Here is a 15,923-nt window from a genome sequence, read left to right as displayed (position 1 = left end):
GTCGAACGGAGCCCTGGGTCCAGAGGACATGAACGAAACCTTGATCGATGGTTGGCGTGATGTATCGCAGGTGACGATGCGACTGACCGGCGCCTGGTCGTTCGACCGGGTCATCCGGGGTCAAGGAACCATGCAGGGCCTTGCGACCTTCACGCCATTGGACGCGGAGCGCCTGGTTTATCAGGAGCAGGGACGCTTGAAGCTCTTGAACGGCGCCGAGTTCGAGGCCGTGCGCGAGTACATCTTCCGCAAAGGCGAGCGAGGATTCGACGTCTTCTTCAAGGAAGATCCACCGCGGCTATTCCACGCGATCTCACTGTCCGCATCCGATAGCGGCGCCTTGAGCGGAAGCGCCGGCCATCTCTGCAATCTCGATCATTATCAATCGACTTACACCTTCTGCGGCGATGGTGGCTTCGTCATTCGTCACGTCGTGTCAGGCCCGCGCAAGGACTACACGATGGTCACGGCCTACACGCGGGTGTCGTGAAGGCCCGATCGGAAAAAGGCCGCCCGAAGGCGGCCTTTCTCTACTCTCGCAGCCTGAGGTTCTAAGCGGCCGAATAGCCGGCGCGCCGGCGGTAGCCCATGAAGCCGAGGCCGCAGAAACCAAGGATCATCATCGCCCATGTCGACGGTTCGGGAACGGCGCCCACGTTCACCTGGATATCCACCGAGGCGAGCCTGGCGCCGTTGCTGTCCGTCGTCAGCAAATCGATCGAGTAGATCGCTGGAATGGTAGGATCAAACGGACCGCCGGGAGTCGTGAAGAAGCCGATGTTTTCGCTGTTCTGCGACGCCGTCCCAACGTGTGTATTGTCGAGAATGAGATCGAGAGGAAAAGCCAGCGTGTGACCGAGATGGTCGGTAACGCTGATAGTGGTCGTCGTGCCGGCATTCGCTCCAGGATCGTACGAATACTCGAAATTCCAGAGAGCGAGCGTCGATCCGATTGTGCTCTGGGGAGCAACATACACGTTGCCGGAGGGCGTGATCGGTCCGATGAAACGAATTGCTGCACGCAATCCCAGCTCGACACCATTTTCCTGATCGACCGTGAAATGGCCATCAACCGTACCAGTGCCGTTATGCCATCCCGCCGTGAGGTTCGTGTCGTTTATAACAGTCGCCGAAGCACTGTTCAGCCCGGCAAACGCCAGGACAGCCGCTGCCATCAATGCCTTGTAGCTCATTTCCAATGCCCCAAATTTTTCTATGTTTTAAGACGAGGGACGCTCCCCGCGGCGACAACTTACGCGTGCGGGCTCTTTCCCGGCAATAGGTAATTTGGTGGGGCCTGCGCGGAGATCGCCCTCTTCCAGAGGGCCTCAGACAAACGGAGAGGTTGTGCGCCGCAGCGAGCCCGGCGCTGTGGTCGGCGGCAGAGAAGCTCTCGCGGATGGTGCTGACAAGCAGCTCCATGGCCTGAAGGCGATGCATCGATCTTTTCATATTTTGCAAAAGAGATGCTCGGATTGCGCCAATGGTTGGAAGAGACTCAAGTCTGTAGCCTTCGGTCAACATGGCCATAAACGCCATGCCGCAACGAGGGAGGGACTGCATCCATGGACTTCGGACTCTTCGTCCAGCGCGGCTATCGTCAGTTCCTATGTCTCGTCGCCGCGACGACGCTGGTGCTCCAGGCGGGCGCCGCGGGGGCCCAGACGGCCGCGGAATCCTGGCCGAACCGCGCGATCACCTGGGTGGTGCCGTTTGGAGCCGGCGGCGTCACCGACCTCGTCTCGCGCAAGATCGCGGAGCTGCTGCGGACGCGGCTTGGGCAGCCCGTGGTGGTGGAGAACCGACCCGGCGCCGGCGGGACCATCGGGACGGAGTTCGTTGCCCGGGCTCAGCCCGACGGCTACACCGTGCTCTACGCCTCCGGCGGACCGATGACGATCCAGCCGAACCTGGGGCTGACGAAGCTCAACTACGACCCGCTCACGAGCTACGTCCATATCCGCGGCGTGAGCTCGGCGAACCAGATCCTCGTCGCGACCGCTACAGCGCCCTACAACACGCTGGCTGAGTTCGTCGCCTACGCGAAGGCGAACCCGGGCAAGGTCAATTTCGGCTCCCCCGGCCCCGGCACCGCCCAGCACCTTGCCGGCGAGATGTTCCAGGCGGCCGCCGGCATCAAGCTGACCCACGTGCCCTACAAGTCGGGCTCGAGCCAGATGACCGACATGATGTCGGGCATCCTGGACGTCTCCTTCGATTACCTCGCCGTGCTCAGGCCGCTGATCGACACCGGCAAGGTCAAGGTGCTCGGCACCACCGGCACGGCGCGGCTGGCTGCGCTGCCCGACGCGCCGACGGTGCTGGAGGCCGGTTACCCGGACGCCGTCAGTGTCGGCTCGACCTGGGTCTCGGTCCCGGCCGGGACGGACCCGAGAATCGTGGGTAGGCTCTCTGAGGCGCTGGCCGCCGTGCTCGCTGACCCCGGCATCGTCGCGGACCTCGCCACCAACGGCCAAGTGTCGATCGCCGACAAGGGGCCGGCCGAGATGGGCCCGTTCATCGTCGAGGAGACCGCGCGCTACAAGCGGGTGATCGAGAGCGCGGGCATCGCCGCGCATTAGCGCCGGCGCATGGTTGTGTACATCGCGCACGCGAAGGATGGCCGTCGGCGTGTCCGCTTTGTGTCGATGCCGGATTGTTCGCTATTTTGGATCTAACAGCAAAATTTGGTGCCCCTGGCCGGAATCGAACCAGCACTCCTTGCGGAACTCGATTTTGAGTCGAGCGCGTCTACCAGTTCCGCCACAGGGGCCCTCGGTCGGCCACCTCCGGTGGAGGGCGTCGCGAAGCCGGCGGACTATAGCCATGGGAAAGACGGGGTCAACCCGCGCCAAAGTGATCCTCGCCGTTCTCGACAGGGGCTTGGGCCGGGGTTAGAGGCTAATAGCGTTTTCGAGCGAAATGGATACCGGTTCGCGTGAAGAAAACGCGCCAAAATATAAAGCGACGCCCCATCCGAAAGAGGCCGCCGTGACGACCCAAAGTGCTGCAATACCTGCGTTTCGACCGGCTGCGCGCAGCCCTGCGCTCACCCCCGCGCTGGCCGTCACCCTGATCGCGGCGGCGACGATCGCGGGCGCCTGGTTCTTCCAGCTCGTCCTGGAGATCCTGCCCTGTCCGCTCTGTCTCGAGCAGCGCTACGCCTATTATCTCGCGATTCCGGTCGGGGTGGTCACGGTGCTTGCGGCGCGGAGCGGCGCGCCGCGGCCGCTGCTGCTGGCGGGACTGGCGATCCTCGCGCTGGCGACGCTCGCCAATGCCGGCCTCGGCACCTACCATTCCGGCGTCGAATGGGGATTTTGGAAGGGGCCGACCGATTGCTCCGGTCCGGTCGTCAACCTCGGCAGCGCCGGCGATCTGCTGTCGCGGCTCGATACCGTCAAGGTGGTGCGCTGCGACGAGGTGCAGTGGCGCTTCCTCGGCCTCTCGCTCGCCGGCTACAACGTGCTGATCTCGCTGCTGATGGCCGCGATCGCCGCCTGGGGCTTTGCCGGGACGGCGAAGCGCGCAGGAGCATGATCCGGTCCCGGAGGGCCGCGTTAGCGCAAGGCGTGAACCGGTTTTCCGAAAAGATCATGCTCAATTGAGAGGCTACAGCGCGCTTGCGCCTTCGTGCTGGAAGCCGAGATAGCTCGCCGCCACCCGCTCATTTGCCGCAATGTCGCTGGCCTTGCCGCTCAGCACGAATTCGCCGAGCTCCATCACATAGGCCTGGTCGGCGATCTTCAGCGCGGCCTGCGCGTTCTGCTCGACCAGCAGCACGGAGACGCCGCTGGCGCGCAGCTCGGTGACGATGCGGAAGATGTCGGCGACGATGATCGGCGCAAGGCCGAGGCTCGGCTCGTCCAGCATCAGCAGTTTTGGCTCGCCCATCAGCGCGCGCCCCATCGCCAGCATCTGCTGCTCGCCGCCGGACAAGGTGCCGGCAAGCTGCTTGCGGCGCTCCTTGAGGCGCGGAAACAGCGTGTAGATCCGCTCGATCGAGGCCTTCGCCCTGCTCTTCTCGATGCGGAAGGCGCCCAGCTCGAGATTGTCCTCGACATTCATGGTCACGAACAATTCCCGGTGCTCCGGCACGAGGCCGAGCCCCATCGCGACGCGGTCCTCGATGTCCAGCCGGGCGAGATCCTGGCCCGCAAAGGCGACGCGGCCCTTCAGCGGCAGGATGCCCATGATGGCCGACAGCAGCGTGGTCTTGCCGGCGCCGTTGGCGCCGACGATGGTGACGATCTGGTTCTTGCCGACTTCGAGCGTAACCGAGCGCACGGCCTCGACCTTGCCATAGGCGACATGCGCGTCGGTGACGGACAACAGCGCGCTCATGCCGCCACTCCGAGATAGGCTTTGATCACTTCGGGATTGGTCTTGATCGTCGCGGGCGTGCCTTCCGCGATCTTGGTGCCGAAATCGAGCACCACGATGCGGTCGGCCAGGTTCATCACGAAGCCCATGTCGTGCTCGACCAGCAGCACGCTCATGCCGCCGTCGCGCAAATCGCGCAGCAATTTCGCGAGCTGCTGCTTCTCCATGTGGCGCAGGCCGGCGGCCGGCTCGTCGAGCAGCAGCAGCAGCGGATCGACGCAGAGCGCCCGCGCGATCTCGACGATGCGCTGCTGGCCCAGCGACAGGCTGCCCGCGAGCTGATGCATCTGCTCGGCGAGGCCGACGCGCTCGATCTGGCGCGCGGCTTCCGCGAGCAGCTTCGCCTCATCGGCGCGATCGAGCCGCAACATCGAGGCGAGCGGCCCGGATTGGCCGCGCAGATGCGCGCCGATGGCGACATTCTCCAGCACGGTCATGTCGGGCACCAGCTTGACGTGCTGGAAGGTGCGGGAAATGCCGAGCTTGACGATCTCCTGCGGCGGCGCGCGGTCGACCTTCCTGCCGAGCACCGAGATCGAGCCCGAGGTTGCCGACAACACGCCGGTGATCAGGTTGAAGGTGGTGCTCTTGCCGGCGCCGTTCGGTCCGATCAGCGCGACGATCTCGCGGGCCTGGACGTCGAAAGAAACGTTGTTGACCGCGACCACGCCGCCGAATTGCTTGCGCGCCTTCTCGACCTGGAGCAGGACGCTCCCCTGCCCGGGCAAGCGGGGGCGGGTCTCGAGCTTCAGGGAGGTATCCGGCTTCCTGCCGCCGGTGCGCTCGGGGAAGAACGCCATCAGCCAGGGCCAGACGCCGCCGGGGGCAAGCTGGAGCAGGGCCACCAGCATGATGCCGAACACGATGGTCTCGACCTGGCCGGAGCCGGGAAGGATCAGCGGCAGATAGCTTTGCAGCACCTCTTTCAGGATCACGACGATCGCCGCGCCGAGCACGCCGCCCCAGACATAGCCGGCGCCGCCGACCACCGCGATGAAGAGATATTCGATGCCGGCATGCGCGCCGAACGGCGTCGGCGTCACCGCGCGCTGGAGATGGGCGTAGAGCCAGCCGGAGAGTCCGGCGAGCACGGCGGCATGGATGAACACCAGGAGTTTTGCGCGCGGGGTGTGAACGCCGAAGGCTTCGGCTGCGACATGGCCGCGCCTGAGCGCGCGGATGGCGCGGCCGGTGCGGGAGTCCAGCAGGTTCATGGTGAGCAGGGCCGAGACGAGGACGGCGACCCAGATCGCGTAATAGATCGAGCCGGGCGAGAGCATCTTGAACGTGCCGATCGACAGCGGCGGAATCGCCGAGACGCCGTCGTTACGCCCGAGGAATTCCAGCTTGCTGAAGAGGTAGAACAGGCCGAGTCCCCAGGCGAGCGTGCCGAGTGGCAGGTAATGGCCGGAGAGGCGGACCGTGATCAGGCCGAGCAGCACCGCGAACAGCCCGCTGACCACCAGCGACAGCGGCAGGGTCAGCCACGGCGACAGGCCGTAGCTCGTCGTCAGCACCGCCGTGGTGTAGGCGCCGAAGCCGACGAAGGCGGCTTGACCAAACGAGGTGAGGCCGCCGACACCGGTCAGCAGCACGAGGCCCATCGCGACCAGTGCGGCGAGGCCGATATTGTCGAGCAGCACGATCCAGAACGGCGGCATGCTAGGTACGAACGGGATCGCCGCCATGACGAGCGCGAAGACGAGGATGGGAAGCCGGCTCTGCATCTTAGCCTCAGTCCTTCTCTTCTTCGACGGCGGGCGCGGCGAGCGAGCGCAGCAGCAGCACGGGGATCAGGAGCATGAAAACGATCACCTCCTTGTAGTTGGAGGCATAGAAGGACGAGAACGCCTCGACGATGCCGACGACCAGCGCGGCGCCGGCCGTGAGGGGATAGCTGACGAGGCCGCCGATGATCGCGGCGACAAAGCCTTTCAGGCCGATCAGGAAGCCCGAGTCATAGTAGAGCGTCGTGATCGGCACGATCATGATGCCCGACAGCGCGCCGATGACGGAGGCCAGCAGGAAGGCGATCTGGCCCGACAGCGTGGTGCGGATGCCGGCGAGACGCGCACCCAGCCGGTTGACGGCGGTGGCGCGCAGCGCCTTGCCGTAAAGGGTGAGGCCGAAGAACAGCCAGAGCCCGACGATGAAGGCGATGGTGATGCCGTAGACCGTGAGGCTCTGGCCGGTGAAGCGTAGCGAGCCCGCGGTAAACGCGCCGGAGAGCACAGCCGGTCCGCGCTGGCCCTCGGCGCCGAAGAACAAGAGGCCCAGCCCCTGAAGCGCCAGATGCACGCCGACCGAGGCGATCAGCAGCACCAGCACCGAGGTATGCGCCAGCGGCTGGAACGCGATGCGGTAAAGATAGAGGCCGATCATCGCCACGATCACCAGCGACAGCGCGATGCAGACCGCGACCGGGGGCTTCTGGGCAGCGAAATAGAGGGTCACCGCCAGCACGATCGCGGGCAGCACGATATTGGCGAAGAATGAGCGCAGGACCAGCCGCGCATGCAGCGCCTTGCGCGCCACGAACAGGTCGAAGGCGCAGGCGACGATGCCCATGGCCAGCGCGAGCTTGGCCGTGCCCGGCATCTGGCCGGAGGCCAGCGAGGCGTAGGTCAGCGCGCCATAGGTGACGAACTCGCCCTGGGGGATGAGGATGACGCGGGTGACGGCGAACACCAGCACCAGCGCCAGGCCGAGCAGCGCATAGATCGCGCCATTGGTGATGCCGTCCTGCAGCAGGAACAGCATGATGGTGGTGTTCAAGACCCGACGCTCCCCCTTAAAGATTAGGGACCGGTCTCCGCAATTGCGGTGGATGGTCCCTCACAGCCATTGAAATACGCTGACGATATTTGATATGGTTCATAACAATTATCAAATATAACATCAAGGGGAGGCAGGACGGCCTGCCCCGAATTTAGCGGGATTACGAGCACGAGGCGATGACCGTTTCCAAAGCCGCTGAAAAGTCTTCTGAAAAGGCGTCCAACGCGGCCAAGGGCCGCAAGGATGCTCCCGAAGGCCTGCCCGAAGCCCTCCAGCTCGGCGAGCTCTCCGAACAGCTCGGCTACGTGCTGAAGCGGGCACAGCTCAAGGTGTTCGAGAACTTCCTGCGCTGCATGGCCTCGCTCCAGCTGACGCCGGCGCAGTTCTCGGTGCTGCTGCTGGTCGAGAAGAATCCGGGCCGGAATCAGACCGAGATCGCCTCGACCCTCGGCATCCTCAGGCCGAACTTCGTCGCCATGCTCGACAATCTCGAGAGCCGCGACCTCTGCGCCCGGATCCGCTCCACCAACGACCGCCGCTCGCACATCCTGGTGCTGACCGACAAGGGCAAGGCCGTGCTGACGCGGGCCAAGAAGCTGGTCGCCACCAAGCACGAGTCGCGACTGAACGAGCTTCTGGGTCAGGCCAACCGCGAAGCCCTGCTCGAGATGCTCTCGAAGATCGCCAACGAGTTTTGAGGTCGCCACTGTCCCGGCGACGACGCGGCTATGCCGCGGCGAACCGGTCGGGCATGGCGGGCACTTCCGCAGTGAGGAAGCGGCGCTCGATCTCCGCGGCGGGCAGGGGAGGGCTGAACAAGTAGCCCTGCATTTCCGTGCAGCCTTCCGCCGTGATCCGGTCGCGCTGCTCGTCAGTCTCCACGCCCTCGGCCGTGGTTGTCATGCCCATCCCGTGCGCCAGCGCCGCCACCGCGCGCACGATGCTGAGGGATCCGGTATCGTTACCGACGCCGCCGACGAAAGACCGATCGATCTTGATCTTGTCGAACGGGAAGCACTGCAAATAGGTCAGTGACGAATAGCCGGTGCCGAAATCGTCCATGGCGATCCTGATGCCCAGCGCGCGGAGCTGGTGCAGCGTCGCGAGCGCGCCATTCCGGTCCTGTATCAGCACGCTTTCCGTGATCTCGATCTCCAGCCGCCCCGGATCAAGGCCGGTGGCTGCCAGCGCGCCCACGATCACCTCGGTCAGACCCGGCTGGCGGAATTGCACGGCCGAGATGTTGATGGCGATGTGCAGATGGTTTGGCCACCGGCTCGCAGTGGCGCAGGCCTGCCGGATCACCCACTCCCCGATCGGAACGATCAAGCCGATCTCCTCCGCGAACGGGATGAAGCTGCCCGGCGGCACCAGTCCGCGCCGCGGATGCCGCCAGCGGATCAAGGCCTCGAACCCGCTGATCTCACGCCCGTCGGTTTTCACGATCGGCTGGTAGTGCAACTCGAACTCGCCGGCCGCAAGGCCGTTGCGCAGGTCGAACTCCAGCGCACGACGGTTTTGCGCCTCTTCGTCCATGGCCGGTTCGAAAAAGCGGTGCATGCCGCGACCATCGCTTTTTGCGCGATACAAAGCGAGATCGGCATTATGCAGGAGTTGCTCGGACGTCGCGCCGTCGCGCGGGGCAATGGCGATGCCGATGCTCGCGCTTGCGAGGGCCTGGTGTCCGTCGAGCCCGAACGGCGCGCTCAACGCGCCAACGACGTCGTGCGCCAGCGCCTCCGCTTCGCCCTGGTCGGAGATCGGCATCTGGAGGATCACGAACTCATCGCCGCCCATGCGTGCGATCGTATCGCTATCGCGCGCGAGCCGCCTGAGGCGGCGACTGACGTCCTGGAGTAGGCTGTCGCCGGCCTGATGGCCGAGGGTGTCATTGACGGCCTTGAACTTGTCGAGATCGATGTGATGGACCGCGAACATTCCGCCCTGTTCGAGCGCCTGCTCGAGCCGCTGGCCGAGCAGGACACGATTGGCGAGATCCGTCAGCGCATCGTGATGCGCCATATGCGCGATCCGCAACTCCGCCTTTCGTTGCTCGGTGATGTCTTCGTGAGTTGCGACCCAGCCGAGATCGGGCATCGGCCGGTGCCTGATCTTGAAAGTGCGTCCGTTCCGCATCTCGACGATGCTGTCGGTGGCCTCGGCCGACGTGGCGACACCGGTCCGCCAACTGGCATATTCCTCTCGCGTCATCGCCGGCACGCTGCCGGCTTCGAAGCGCAGGTCCAGGATCTCCGAGAGCGGCGTGCCCGGACGAACGCGCTCGGGCGGCAGGCCGTACATGTCGATGTAGTGCGTGTTGCAGACCAGCAGCCGATGGCCCGCGTCGAAGAAGCAAAGCCCGTGTGACATGTTGTTGACCGCGGTGTCGAACTGGAGATTGCGCTCCTGGAGCCGCGCACTGAGCTCTTCGCGCTCGGTGATGTCCTCGTGGGTCGCCATGCCGCCGCCGCCGGGCAGGGGGTGGATGGTGTAGGCGATGATCTTTCCGTCGGCGAATTGCTGGACGGTCTTTTCGCTGGCGATGGAACCTTCGGTGCGGGCGCGGATATAGGCGCCGGCTTCGCCACGAATGTTCAGGCCCAGCTTTAGCCGATGTGCGATCAGATCCTTGATCGGCGTGCCCGGGCGAACCTGTTCGGGTGAGAGCGCGTACATTTCGCGGTAACGCGGATTGCAGAAGATGACCTTGCGGTCGCTGCTGAACAGGATGATGCCGAGCCACAGATTATTGGTGGCGCACGTGAGCAGCTCGCCAAGCGCGAGCGCATCGACGCCTGCCGTCTCCTGGTCACTCTCAGCCATGCGCGTTGTCCCCAAGCGCGCATTAGAGCAGGCGATGGTGAACGAGCCCAACGATTTGCCCGGATCGGGGGCTTGTTCCTGAAACTGCGGCGAACGGGAGGTTAAGGGCGGCAGCGCCGGTGACGCCATTGGCTGTGTCCGGCGAGAACTCAGAGATCGTTAACCATGGCGATCCCGGAATCACCGGCGGACCGGCCTGGGGCGGAGGCGGCGTCAGTCGACGAGGATCACCCTGATGTCGTTCACATTGGTCAGCGTCGGGCCAGGCTGTAGCAGATCGCCCGTCGCCTCGAAGAACGTCGTCGCGTCGTTGTTGTCCAGATATGCCTGGGGTGCCAGCCCCTGCGCCGTCATCTTGGCAAACGTCGCTGCGTCGATCAGCGCGCCGGCGGGATCGGTGGGATGGCCGGCGCCGCCGTCGGCGCCGTCGGTGTCGCCGGCAAGCGCCGAGATGTCAGGCGTGTCCTTCAACAGGGAGGCGAGCGCCAGCGCGTATTCCTGGTTGGGGCCGCCGCGGCCATTGCCGCGGACGGTGACCGTGAGCTCGCCGCCGGAGAGGATCGCGACGCGCTTGCCTTGCGCGCGGGCCTGGAGCGCGAGCTGCGCGTGACCGGCGGCGACTTCGCGCGCCTCGCCTTCGAGATCGGCGCCGAGATCGACGGTCTCGTAGCCGGCTTCCTTCGCGAGCTTCACCGCGGCGTCGAGCGACTGCTTGGGACGCGCGATCAATTCGAAATGGGCGTGGGTAAACGCGGCGTCGCCGGGCTTGCAGCTTTCATTGGCGGGATCGTCGAGCGCGCGGCGCACGGTATCGTCGACGGCGAGCTTGTACTTTGCGACGATCGCGCGCGCATCGGCCAGCGTGGTTGGATCCGGCACGGTCGGCCCCGAGGCGATCGCGGAAGGGTCGTCATGCGGCACATCCGAGATCGCGAGCGTCACGATCTCGGCGGCATTCTTGCCGGCGCGCGCCAGCCGCCCGCCCTTGATGCGTGACAGATGCTTCCTGACGATATTCATCTCGCCGATCGGTGCGCCCGAGCGCAGCAGCGCCTTGTTGACCGCCTGCTTCTGCGCGAAGCTGATGCCGTCCACCGGCGCGATCCAGTTCGCCGAGCCGCCCCCGGTGAGCAGCACCAGCAGCAGATCGTCCGGGCCGGCCTCGCCGGCGAGTGCGAGCGTGTCGGCCGCGCCCTTGAGGCCGGCCTCATCCGGAACGGGATGTCCGGCCTCAACGACGCGGATGCGGCGCGTCGGAACGCCATAGCCGTGGCGCGTGGTGGCGATGCCGAGGAGGCGCTCCGGCGCGAGCTCGAGCGTGTCGAGATAGTGCCTCTCCGCGGCTGCGGCCATCGCGGCGGCGCCCTTGCCGGCAGCGAGGCAGATCACGCGGCCCTTGGGCGCGGGCCGCAAGTGCGGCGCCAGGATCGTATTGGGATGGGCCGCGGCAACGGCGGCGTCGTAGAGCGCGCGGAGCAGGGGGCGTCGGTCGGTCATGACGGTGGCCTTCGGCAAACTCGTGAGCAGACTAGAGCTGTGGCGAGCACGTCGCCATTCCCCTGCCTAGCGCATCGGGCGCCAAAGGGTAAGCAGGCTTTACCATCATTCGATTGTGCAATCGCGTGATCATAATCGGCGCGCAAGCAAAACCCCCTGCGATCATCTCGCAGGGGGCTGTTTTCGTCGGACGCGTGGAGGGTTAGCCGCCGGCGTCGGCGCTGATCACGTCACCGAACAGTTCCCAGCGCTCGCCCTTGAACTTCTCGAGTTGGAGCTGGCTGATCGGCGCAAAGTCGTTCGGCCCCGTGTTGATCTGGATACCCGGCAGGAGCGCCTCGGTTCGGAAGTTCTTCAGGCTGGCGGCCTGCTTCATGATGTTCTCGCGCGTGAGATCATCGCCGCATTGCTTCAGCACCTGGACCAGCGTCTGCGCCACAGCGAAGCCGACGATGGTGCCCTTGTCGAGCTTGTCACCTTCCGGAAAGTATTTGTCCATGAAAGCCTGAAATTCCTTCATGCCGGGATCGTTTTTCCACTCCGGATCGGACACGTCCTTGAGATAGTCGGCGGAGATGATGTCCTGGCCGTTCTCGTAACCGGCGGGCTTCATTACGCTGCCGACGGAGGCCGACACGTTGTTGAGGAAGTGCAGCGGCTTCCAGCCGATCTCGGCGTTCTTCTTGATCGCCTGCGCGGCGAATTTCGGCGTGGTGATGTTCATGAAGACATCGGCGTTCGTCGACCGCAGCTTGACGATGTGGCTGTCGATGGTCGGCTCGGAGGTCTCATAGCTCTCCTCCATGACGATCATCGAGGCAGCCTTGGCACCGAGGCCGTCCTTCAGGCCCTTGAGATAGTCCTTGCCGTAATCGTCGTTCTGGTAGAGCACCGCGATCTTGGCGTCAGGCTTGTTCTTGAGCAGCCACTTCGCATAGATCTGCGTCTCGCTCTGGTAATTCGGCTGCCATCCCATCGTCCACGGGAAGTTCTGCGGATCGTTCCACTTGGTGGCGCCGGTCGCGACGAACAGCTGCGGCACCTTCTTGGAGTTCATGTATTTGTGGATCGCCGAATTCGAGGGCGTGCCGAGCGAGTTGAAGATGAACAGCACTTCGTCGCTCTCGACCAGCTTGCGCGCCTGCTCCACGGCCTTCGGCGGCGAATAGGCGTCATCGTAGGAGACGAAGTTGATCTTGCGGCCGTTGATGCCGCCTTCGTCGTTGATCTTCTTGAAATAGGCGGCTTCGGTCCGTCCGATGATGCCGTAGGCGGAGGCCGGTCCGCTGTAGGGCATGATGTTGCCGATCTTGATCTCGGTATCGGTCGCGCCGGTATCGTATTTCTTCTGGGCCGACGCGATGGAGGTCGTGGCCGCAATGAGCGCGAGCGCCAGTGACGCGGCCGCAAGCTTGCCGGTGACAGCGGGCATTCCAATCTCCCTATATTTTCTTGGTGTGTGTGCGCTCCTTTTCTTGTCGTGATTGTTCTTGGGCCGCGCAGCCGCAATTCAATACGATTTGCCTGATGCCTTCAACAGAAAGCCCCCGTGACGTTGTCACAGGAGCTTCGTCTTTAGTAGTCAGGCACGGCCGGGATTCGTCCTGTGCAACTGCGAAGGCGAAACTGTCTTGGGTTGCCCGATGGACGTCGAGCTATTCTGAGTTGCCGTCAATGGCCGGGGTCACTCGAGATGATGTCGCCGAACAATTCCCACGACTTGCCCTTGAAACGCATCATCTGGAGCTGCTCGATCGGCGCGAAATTGTCGGGCGCGGTGTTGATCTTGATGCCGGGCAACAGCGTGTCCGGCTCGAAATCCTTCAGGGAAGCGGCCTGCTTCATGACGTTGTCGCGGGTGAGGTCGTCACCGCACATCTGCAGCACCTTCACCATGGTCTGAGCGGCCGCATAGCCGAACACCACGCCGGCATCGAGCTTGTTGGCCTTCGGATCATACTGCGCGACGAAATCGTAGAACTTCTTCATGCCGTCGTCGGCATTCCACTGCGGGTCGGAGCCGTCCTTGGTATAGCTGGCCGACAGGATGCCTTGCGAAATCTCGAAGCCCGCCGGCTCGATCACGCCGCCGACCGACGCCGAGACGTTCGAGATGATGTAGACCGGATGCCAGTTGATCTCGGCCGCCTTCTTGATCGCTTGCGCCGCGAATTTCGGCGTGGTGATGCTGACGAAGACATCGGCGCCGGAGGCCTTCAGCTTCACGATGTGTTCGTCGATCGCCGGCTCCGAGGTGTCGTAGGGCTCCTCCAGCGCGACCATCCCGGCCTTGGCGCCGAGCCCGTCCTTCAGCCCTCTTAGATAGTCCTTGCCGAAATCATCGTTCTGGTAGAGCACGCCGATCTTCGCGTCGGGCTTCTCCTTCATGATGTATTTGGCGTAGATCTTGGCTTCGCTCGCGTAGCTCGGCTGCCAGCCCATGGTCCAGGGATATTGCTTGGGATCGTTCCACTTCGAGGCGCCGCTCGCCACGAACAATTGCGGCACCTTCTTCTCGTTCATGTATTTGCGGATGGCGCCGTTGGTGGAGGTGCCGAGCGAGCCGAAGATCAAGAGCACGTTGTCGCTCTCGACGAGCTTGCGCGCCTGCTCCACCGTCTTCGGCGGCGAATAGCCGTCATCATACGAGATGAACTTGATCTTGCGGCCGTTGACGCCGCCCTCGGCATTGACCTTGTTGAAATAGGCTTCCTCGGCCTTGCCGATCACGGCGTAGGCGGAGGCCGGGCCGCTATAGGGCATGATGTTGCCGATCTTGATCTCGGTATCGGAGGCGCCGCTGTCGTAGCTCTGCTGCGCCAAGGCGGGATTGCTCATCGCAGTGCACAACGCAAATGCGGCTGAAAGCATCGCAGCCTGAAATCGAACGACAGTCATTGCTCTCCTGCCCCACCTGGATCGGCGTCGCATTGAACAAGATTGATGCACGGCGTCAACAAAAAGCCCCCGCGATCGCCCGCGGGGGCCTTTGCAGTCTGGACTCTTGCGACAGCGCCCTATTCCGGAGCCACGTCGCCGCTGATGATCTCGCCGAAGAGTTCCCACTTCTCGCCCTTGAAGCGCTGCATCTGGAGCTGCGAGATCGGGGCGAAGTCGGTGGCGCTGGTGTTGATCTTGACGCCGGGCAGCAGCGTGTCCGGTGCAAAGTCCTTCAGGCTCGCGGCCTGCTTCATCAGGTTGGCGCGGGTGAGGTCGTCACCGCACATTTCCAGCGTCTTGACGAGGGTCGAGGCGGCACCATAGCCGTAGACCATGCCGGTGTCGGTCTTGTCGGCGCCAGGCATGTACTTGTCGACGAACTCGTTCCATTTCTTCATGCCGGGGTCGTTGTTCCACTGCGGGTCGGTGGAGTCCTTGGCATAGGCTGCCGACAGCACCTCCTGCGAGGCCTCGAAGCCGGCCGGCTTCATCACGCTGCCGACCGAGATCGACACATTGGTGAGGATCTGGAGTGGCTTCCAGCTCAGCTCGGCGGTCTTCTTGATGGTCTGGGCCGCGAACTTCGGCGTCGCGTAGATCAGCAGCACGTCGGGATTGGCGGCTTTGATCTTGACGATGTGGCCGTCGATCGACGGCTCGGAGACCTCATAGCTCTCTTCCATGACGATCATGGACGCGGCCTTGGCGCCGAGACCCTCCTTGGTGCCCTTGAGGTAGTCTTTGCCGAAATCGTCGTTCTGGTAGAGGATCGCGACCTTGGCGTTCGGCTTTTCCTTCATCAGCCATTTCGCGTAGATCTGCGCTTCGCTCTGGTAGGAGGGCTGCCAGCCGATGGTCCAGGGGAAGTTCTTCGGATCGTTCCACTTGGTGGCGCCGGTGGCGACGAACAGCTGCGGGATCTTCTTGGCGTTGAGATATTTCTGGATCGCGCTGTTCGAGGGCGTGCCGAGCGGGTTGAATACGGCGAGCACCTCGTCGCTCTCGACCAGCTTGCGGACCTGCTCGACCGCTTTCGGCGGCGAATAGCCGTCGTCATAGGTGACGTAGACGATCTTGCGGCCGTTGACGCCGCCCTTGTCGTTGATCATCTTGATATAGGCTTCTTCGGTCTTGCCGATGATGCCATAGGCCGAGGCCGGACCGCTGTACGGCATGATGTTGCCGATCTTGATCTCGGTATCGGACGCGCCGGTGTCGTATTTCTTTTGGGCGAGTGCTGCGCCGGAGGTGAGAGTTGCGACCGCCGTTATCAGGACAGCGGTTCTTAGTGTTCTTCCGAAAAGCAATTTGGTCTCCTTCCTTAATTCAACAGGTTCAGTTTCTTCTGAGCCGTCCGGCGAGTTGCTGGCCCAGGATTGCGGCTTGCCTTGCGCCGTGGGGCACGAGGTAGATGACGAGGAACAGCAGCACGCCGAACACGGCGCCGGAGAGGCCCTTGGAGATCCCTTCTGCGATGTTCGGCACGAAGATGATGAAGGCGG

12 protein-coding genes, 1 tRNA gene and 2 pseudogenes are annotated in these 15,923 nt (G+C 63.8%); 4 read left to right on the top strand and 11 right to left on the bottom strand.

The genetic code is table 11. The features are described from left to right. The first annotated feature begins 28 nt into the window (after positions 1–28). Positions 29–490: a DUF6314 family protein gene (locus JQ587_RS19800; protein ID WP_212426340.1), complete on the top strand. Its 462-nt coding sequence runs from the start codon at positions 29–31 to the stop codon at positions 488–490. A 61-nt stretch (positions 491–551) separates the two neighbouring features. Here JQ587_RS19800 and JQ587_RS37195 read toward each other — a convergent pair. Beyond that, positions 552–650: pseudogene (locus JQ587_RS37195) on the bottom strand (PEP-CTERM sorting domain-containing protein); the annotation flags it as partial. Between the two features lie 915 nt (positions 651–1,565). Here JQ587_RS37195 and JQ587_RS19790 point away from each other — a divergent pair. After that, entirely contained in the window at positions 1,566–2,582 is a 1,017-nt protein-coding gene (locus JQ587_RS19790; RefSeq protein WP_212298450.1) for a Bug family tripartite tricarboxylate transporter substrate binding protein, read from the top strand. 106 nt (positions 2,583–2,688) lie between these two features. Here JQ587_RS19790 and JQ587_RS19785 read toward each other — a convergent pair. Continuing rightward, positions 2,689–2,773 (bottom strand) — tRNA-Leu (locus JQ587_RS19785). A 218-nt stretch (positions 2,774–2,991) separates the two neighbouring features. Between JQ587_RS19785 and JQ587_RS19780 the strand changes: the two genes are divergently transcribed. Next, positions 2,992–3,540, top strand: coding sequence for a disulfide bond formation protein B (locus JQ587_RS19780; protein ID WP_212426338.1), 549 nt, complete (start codon positions 2,992–2,994; stop codon positions 3,538–3,540). Positions 3,541–3,612: 72 nt separating this feature from the next. Here the strand turns inward: JQ587_RS19780 and JQ587_RS19775 are convergent, their stop codons facing one another. The 3 genes from JQ587_RS19775 to JQ587_RS19765 are packed head-to-tail and all read right to left on the bottom strand — an operon-like array spanning position 3,613 to position 7,158. Continuing rightward, positions 3,613–4,344, bottom strand: a complete 732-nt coding sequence (locus JQ587_RS19775; RefSeq protein WP_212426337.1) for an ABC transporter ATP-binding protein — start codon at positions 4,342–4,344, stop codon at positions 3,613–3,615. Further along, positions 4,341–6,110 carry a branched-chain amino acid ABC transporter ATP-binding protein/permease gene (locus JQ587_RS19770; RefSeq protein WP_212298432.1) on the bottom strand — a complete coding sequence of 590 codons (1,770 nt, stop codon included), beginning with the start codon at positions 6,108–6,110 and terminating at the stop codon, positions 4,341–4,343. Before JQ587_RS19770 ends, JQ587_RS19775 begins: the two co-directional genes overlap by 4 nt. Positions 6,111–6,117: 7 nt before the next feature. Next, entirely contained in the window at positions 6,118–7,158 is a 1,041-nt protein-coding gene (locus tag JQ587_RS19765; RefSeq protein ID WP_212298431.1) for a branched-chain amino acid ABC transporter permease, read from the bottom strand. 179 nt (positions 7,159–7,337) lie between these two features. Between JQ587_RS19765 and JQ587_RS19760 the strand changes: the two genes are divergently transcribed. Further along, positions 7,338–7,859, top strand: coding sequence for a MarR family winged helix-turn-helix transcriptional regulator (locus JQ587_RS19760; RefSeq protein WP_212298430.1), 522 nt, complete (start codon positions 7,338–7,340; stop codon positions 7,857–7,859). A 28-nt stretch (positions 7,860–7,887) separates the two neighbouring features. Here the strand turns inward: JQ587_RS19760 and JQ587_RS19755 are convergent, their stop codons facing one another. From JQ587_RS19755 to JQ587_RS36705, 6 genes and pseudogenes are all read right to left on the bottom strand, one after another. After that, positions 7,888–9,984: an EAL domain-containing protein gene (locus JQ587_RS19755; RefSeq protein WP_212426336.1), complete on the bottom strand. Its 2,097-nt coding sequence runs from the start codon at positions 9,982–9,984 to the stop codon at positions 7,888–7,890. Positions 9,985–10,197: 213 nt separating this feature from the next. Continuing rightward, positions 10,198–11,481: a glycerate kinase type-2 family protein gene (locus tag JQ587_RS19750; protein WP_212426335.1), complete on the bottom strand. Its 1,284-nt coding sequence runs from the start codon at positions 11,479–11,481 to the stop codon at positions 10,198–10,200. Positions 11,482–11,683: 202 nt separating this feature from the next. Next, positions 11,684–12,913, bottom strand: coding sequence for an ABC transporter substrate-binding protein (locus JQ587_RS19745; protein ID WP_212426334.1), 1,230 nt, complete (start codon positions 12,911–12,913; stop codon positions 11,684–11,686). A 239-nt stretch (positions 12,914–13,152) separates the two neighbouring features. Continuing rightward, positions 13,153–14,379, bottom strand: coding sequence for an ABC transporter substrate-binding protein (locus tag JQ587_RS19740; protein WP_212426333.1), 1,227 nt, complete (start codon positions 14,377–14,379; stop codon positions 13,153–13,155). A gap of 119 nt (positions 14,380–14,498) precedes the next feature. Continuing rightward, on the bottom strand, positions 14,499–15,728 hold the full coding sequence (locus JQ587_RS19735; RefSeq protein WP_212426332.1) for an ABC transporter substrate-binding protein: 1,230 nt from the start codon (positions 15,726–15,728) through the stop codon (positions 14,499–14,501). Positions 15,729–15,756: 28 nt separating this feature from the next. Further along, a pseudogene (locus JQ587_RS36705) lies at positions 15,757–15,923 on the bottom strand (branched-chain amino acid ABC transporter permease); the annotation flags it as partial.

The organism is Bradyrhizobium manausense, assembly GCF_018130615.1.
GTDB classification, from domain to species: domain Bacteria; phylum Pseudomonadota; class Alphaproteobacteria; order Rhizobiales; family Xanthobacteraceae; genus Bradyrhizobium; species Bradyrhizobium manausense_A.
This window is presented reverse-complemented; position numbering and strand designations above follow the sequence as displayed.

Bases quoted from the DNA above. Each gene is read 5' to 3' on its own strand.
- JQ587_RS19800 (WP_212426340.1), top strand. From the start codon at position 29: ATGAACGAAACCTTGATCGATGGTTGGCGTGATGTATCGCAGGTGACG.
- JQ587_RS19790 (WP_212298450.1), top strand. From the start codon at position 1,566: ATGGACTTCGGACTCTTCGTCCAGCGCGGCTATCGTCAGTTCCTATGT.
- JQ587_RS19775 (WP_212426337.1), bottom strand. From the start codon at position 4,344: ATGAGCGCGCTGTTGTCCGTCACCGACGCGCATGTCGCCTATGGCAAG.
- JQ587_RS19770 (WP_212298432.1), bottom strand. From the start codon at position 6,110: ATGCAGAGCCGGCTTCCCATCCTCGTCTTCGCGCTCGTCATGGCGGCG.
- JQ587_RS19760 (WP_212298430.1), top strand. From the start codon at position 7,338: ATGACCGTTTCCAAAGCCGCTGAAAAGTCTTCTGAAAAGGCGTCCAAC.
- JQ587_RS19755 (WP_212426336.1), bottom strand. From the start codon at position 9,984: ATGGCTGAGAGTGACCAGGAGACGGCAGGCGTCGATGCGCTCGCGCTT.
- JQ587_RS19750 (WP_212426335.1), bottom strand. From the start codon at position 11,481: ATGACCGACCGACGCCCCCTGCTCCGCGCGCTCTACGACGCCGCCGTT.
- JQ587_RS19745 (WP_212426334.1), bottom strand. From the start codon at position 12,913: ATGCCCGCTGTCACCGGCAAGCTTGCGGCCGCGTCACTGGCGCTCGCG.
- JQ587_RS19740 (WP_212426333.1), bottom strand. From the start codon at position 14,379: ATGACTGTCGTTCGATTTCAGGCTGCGATGCTTTCAGCCGCATTTGCG.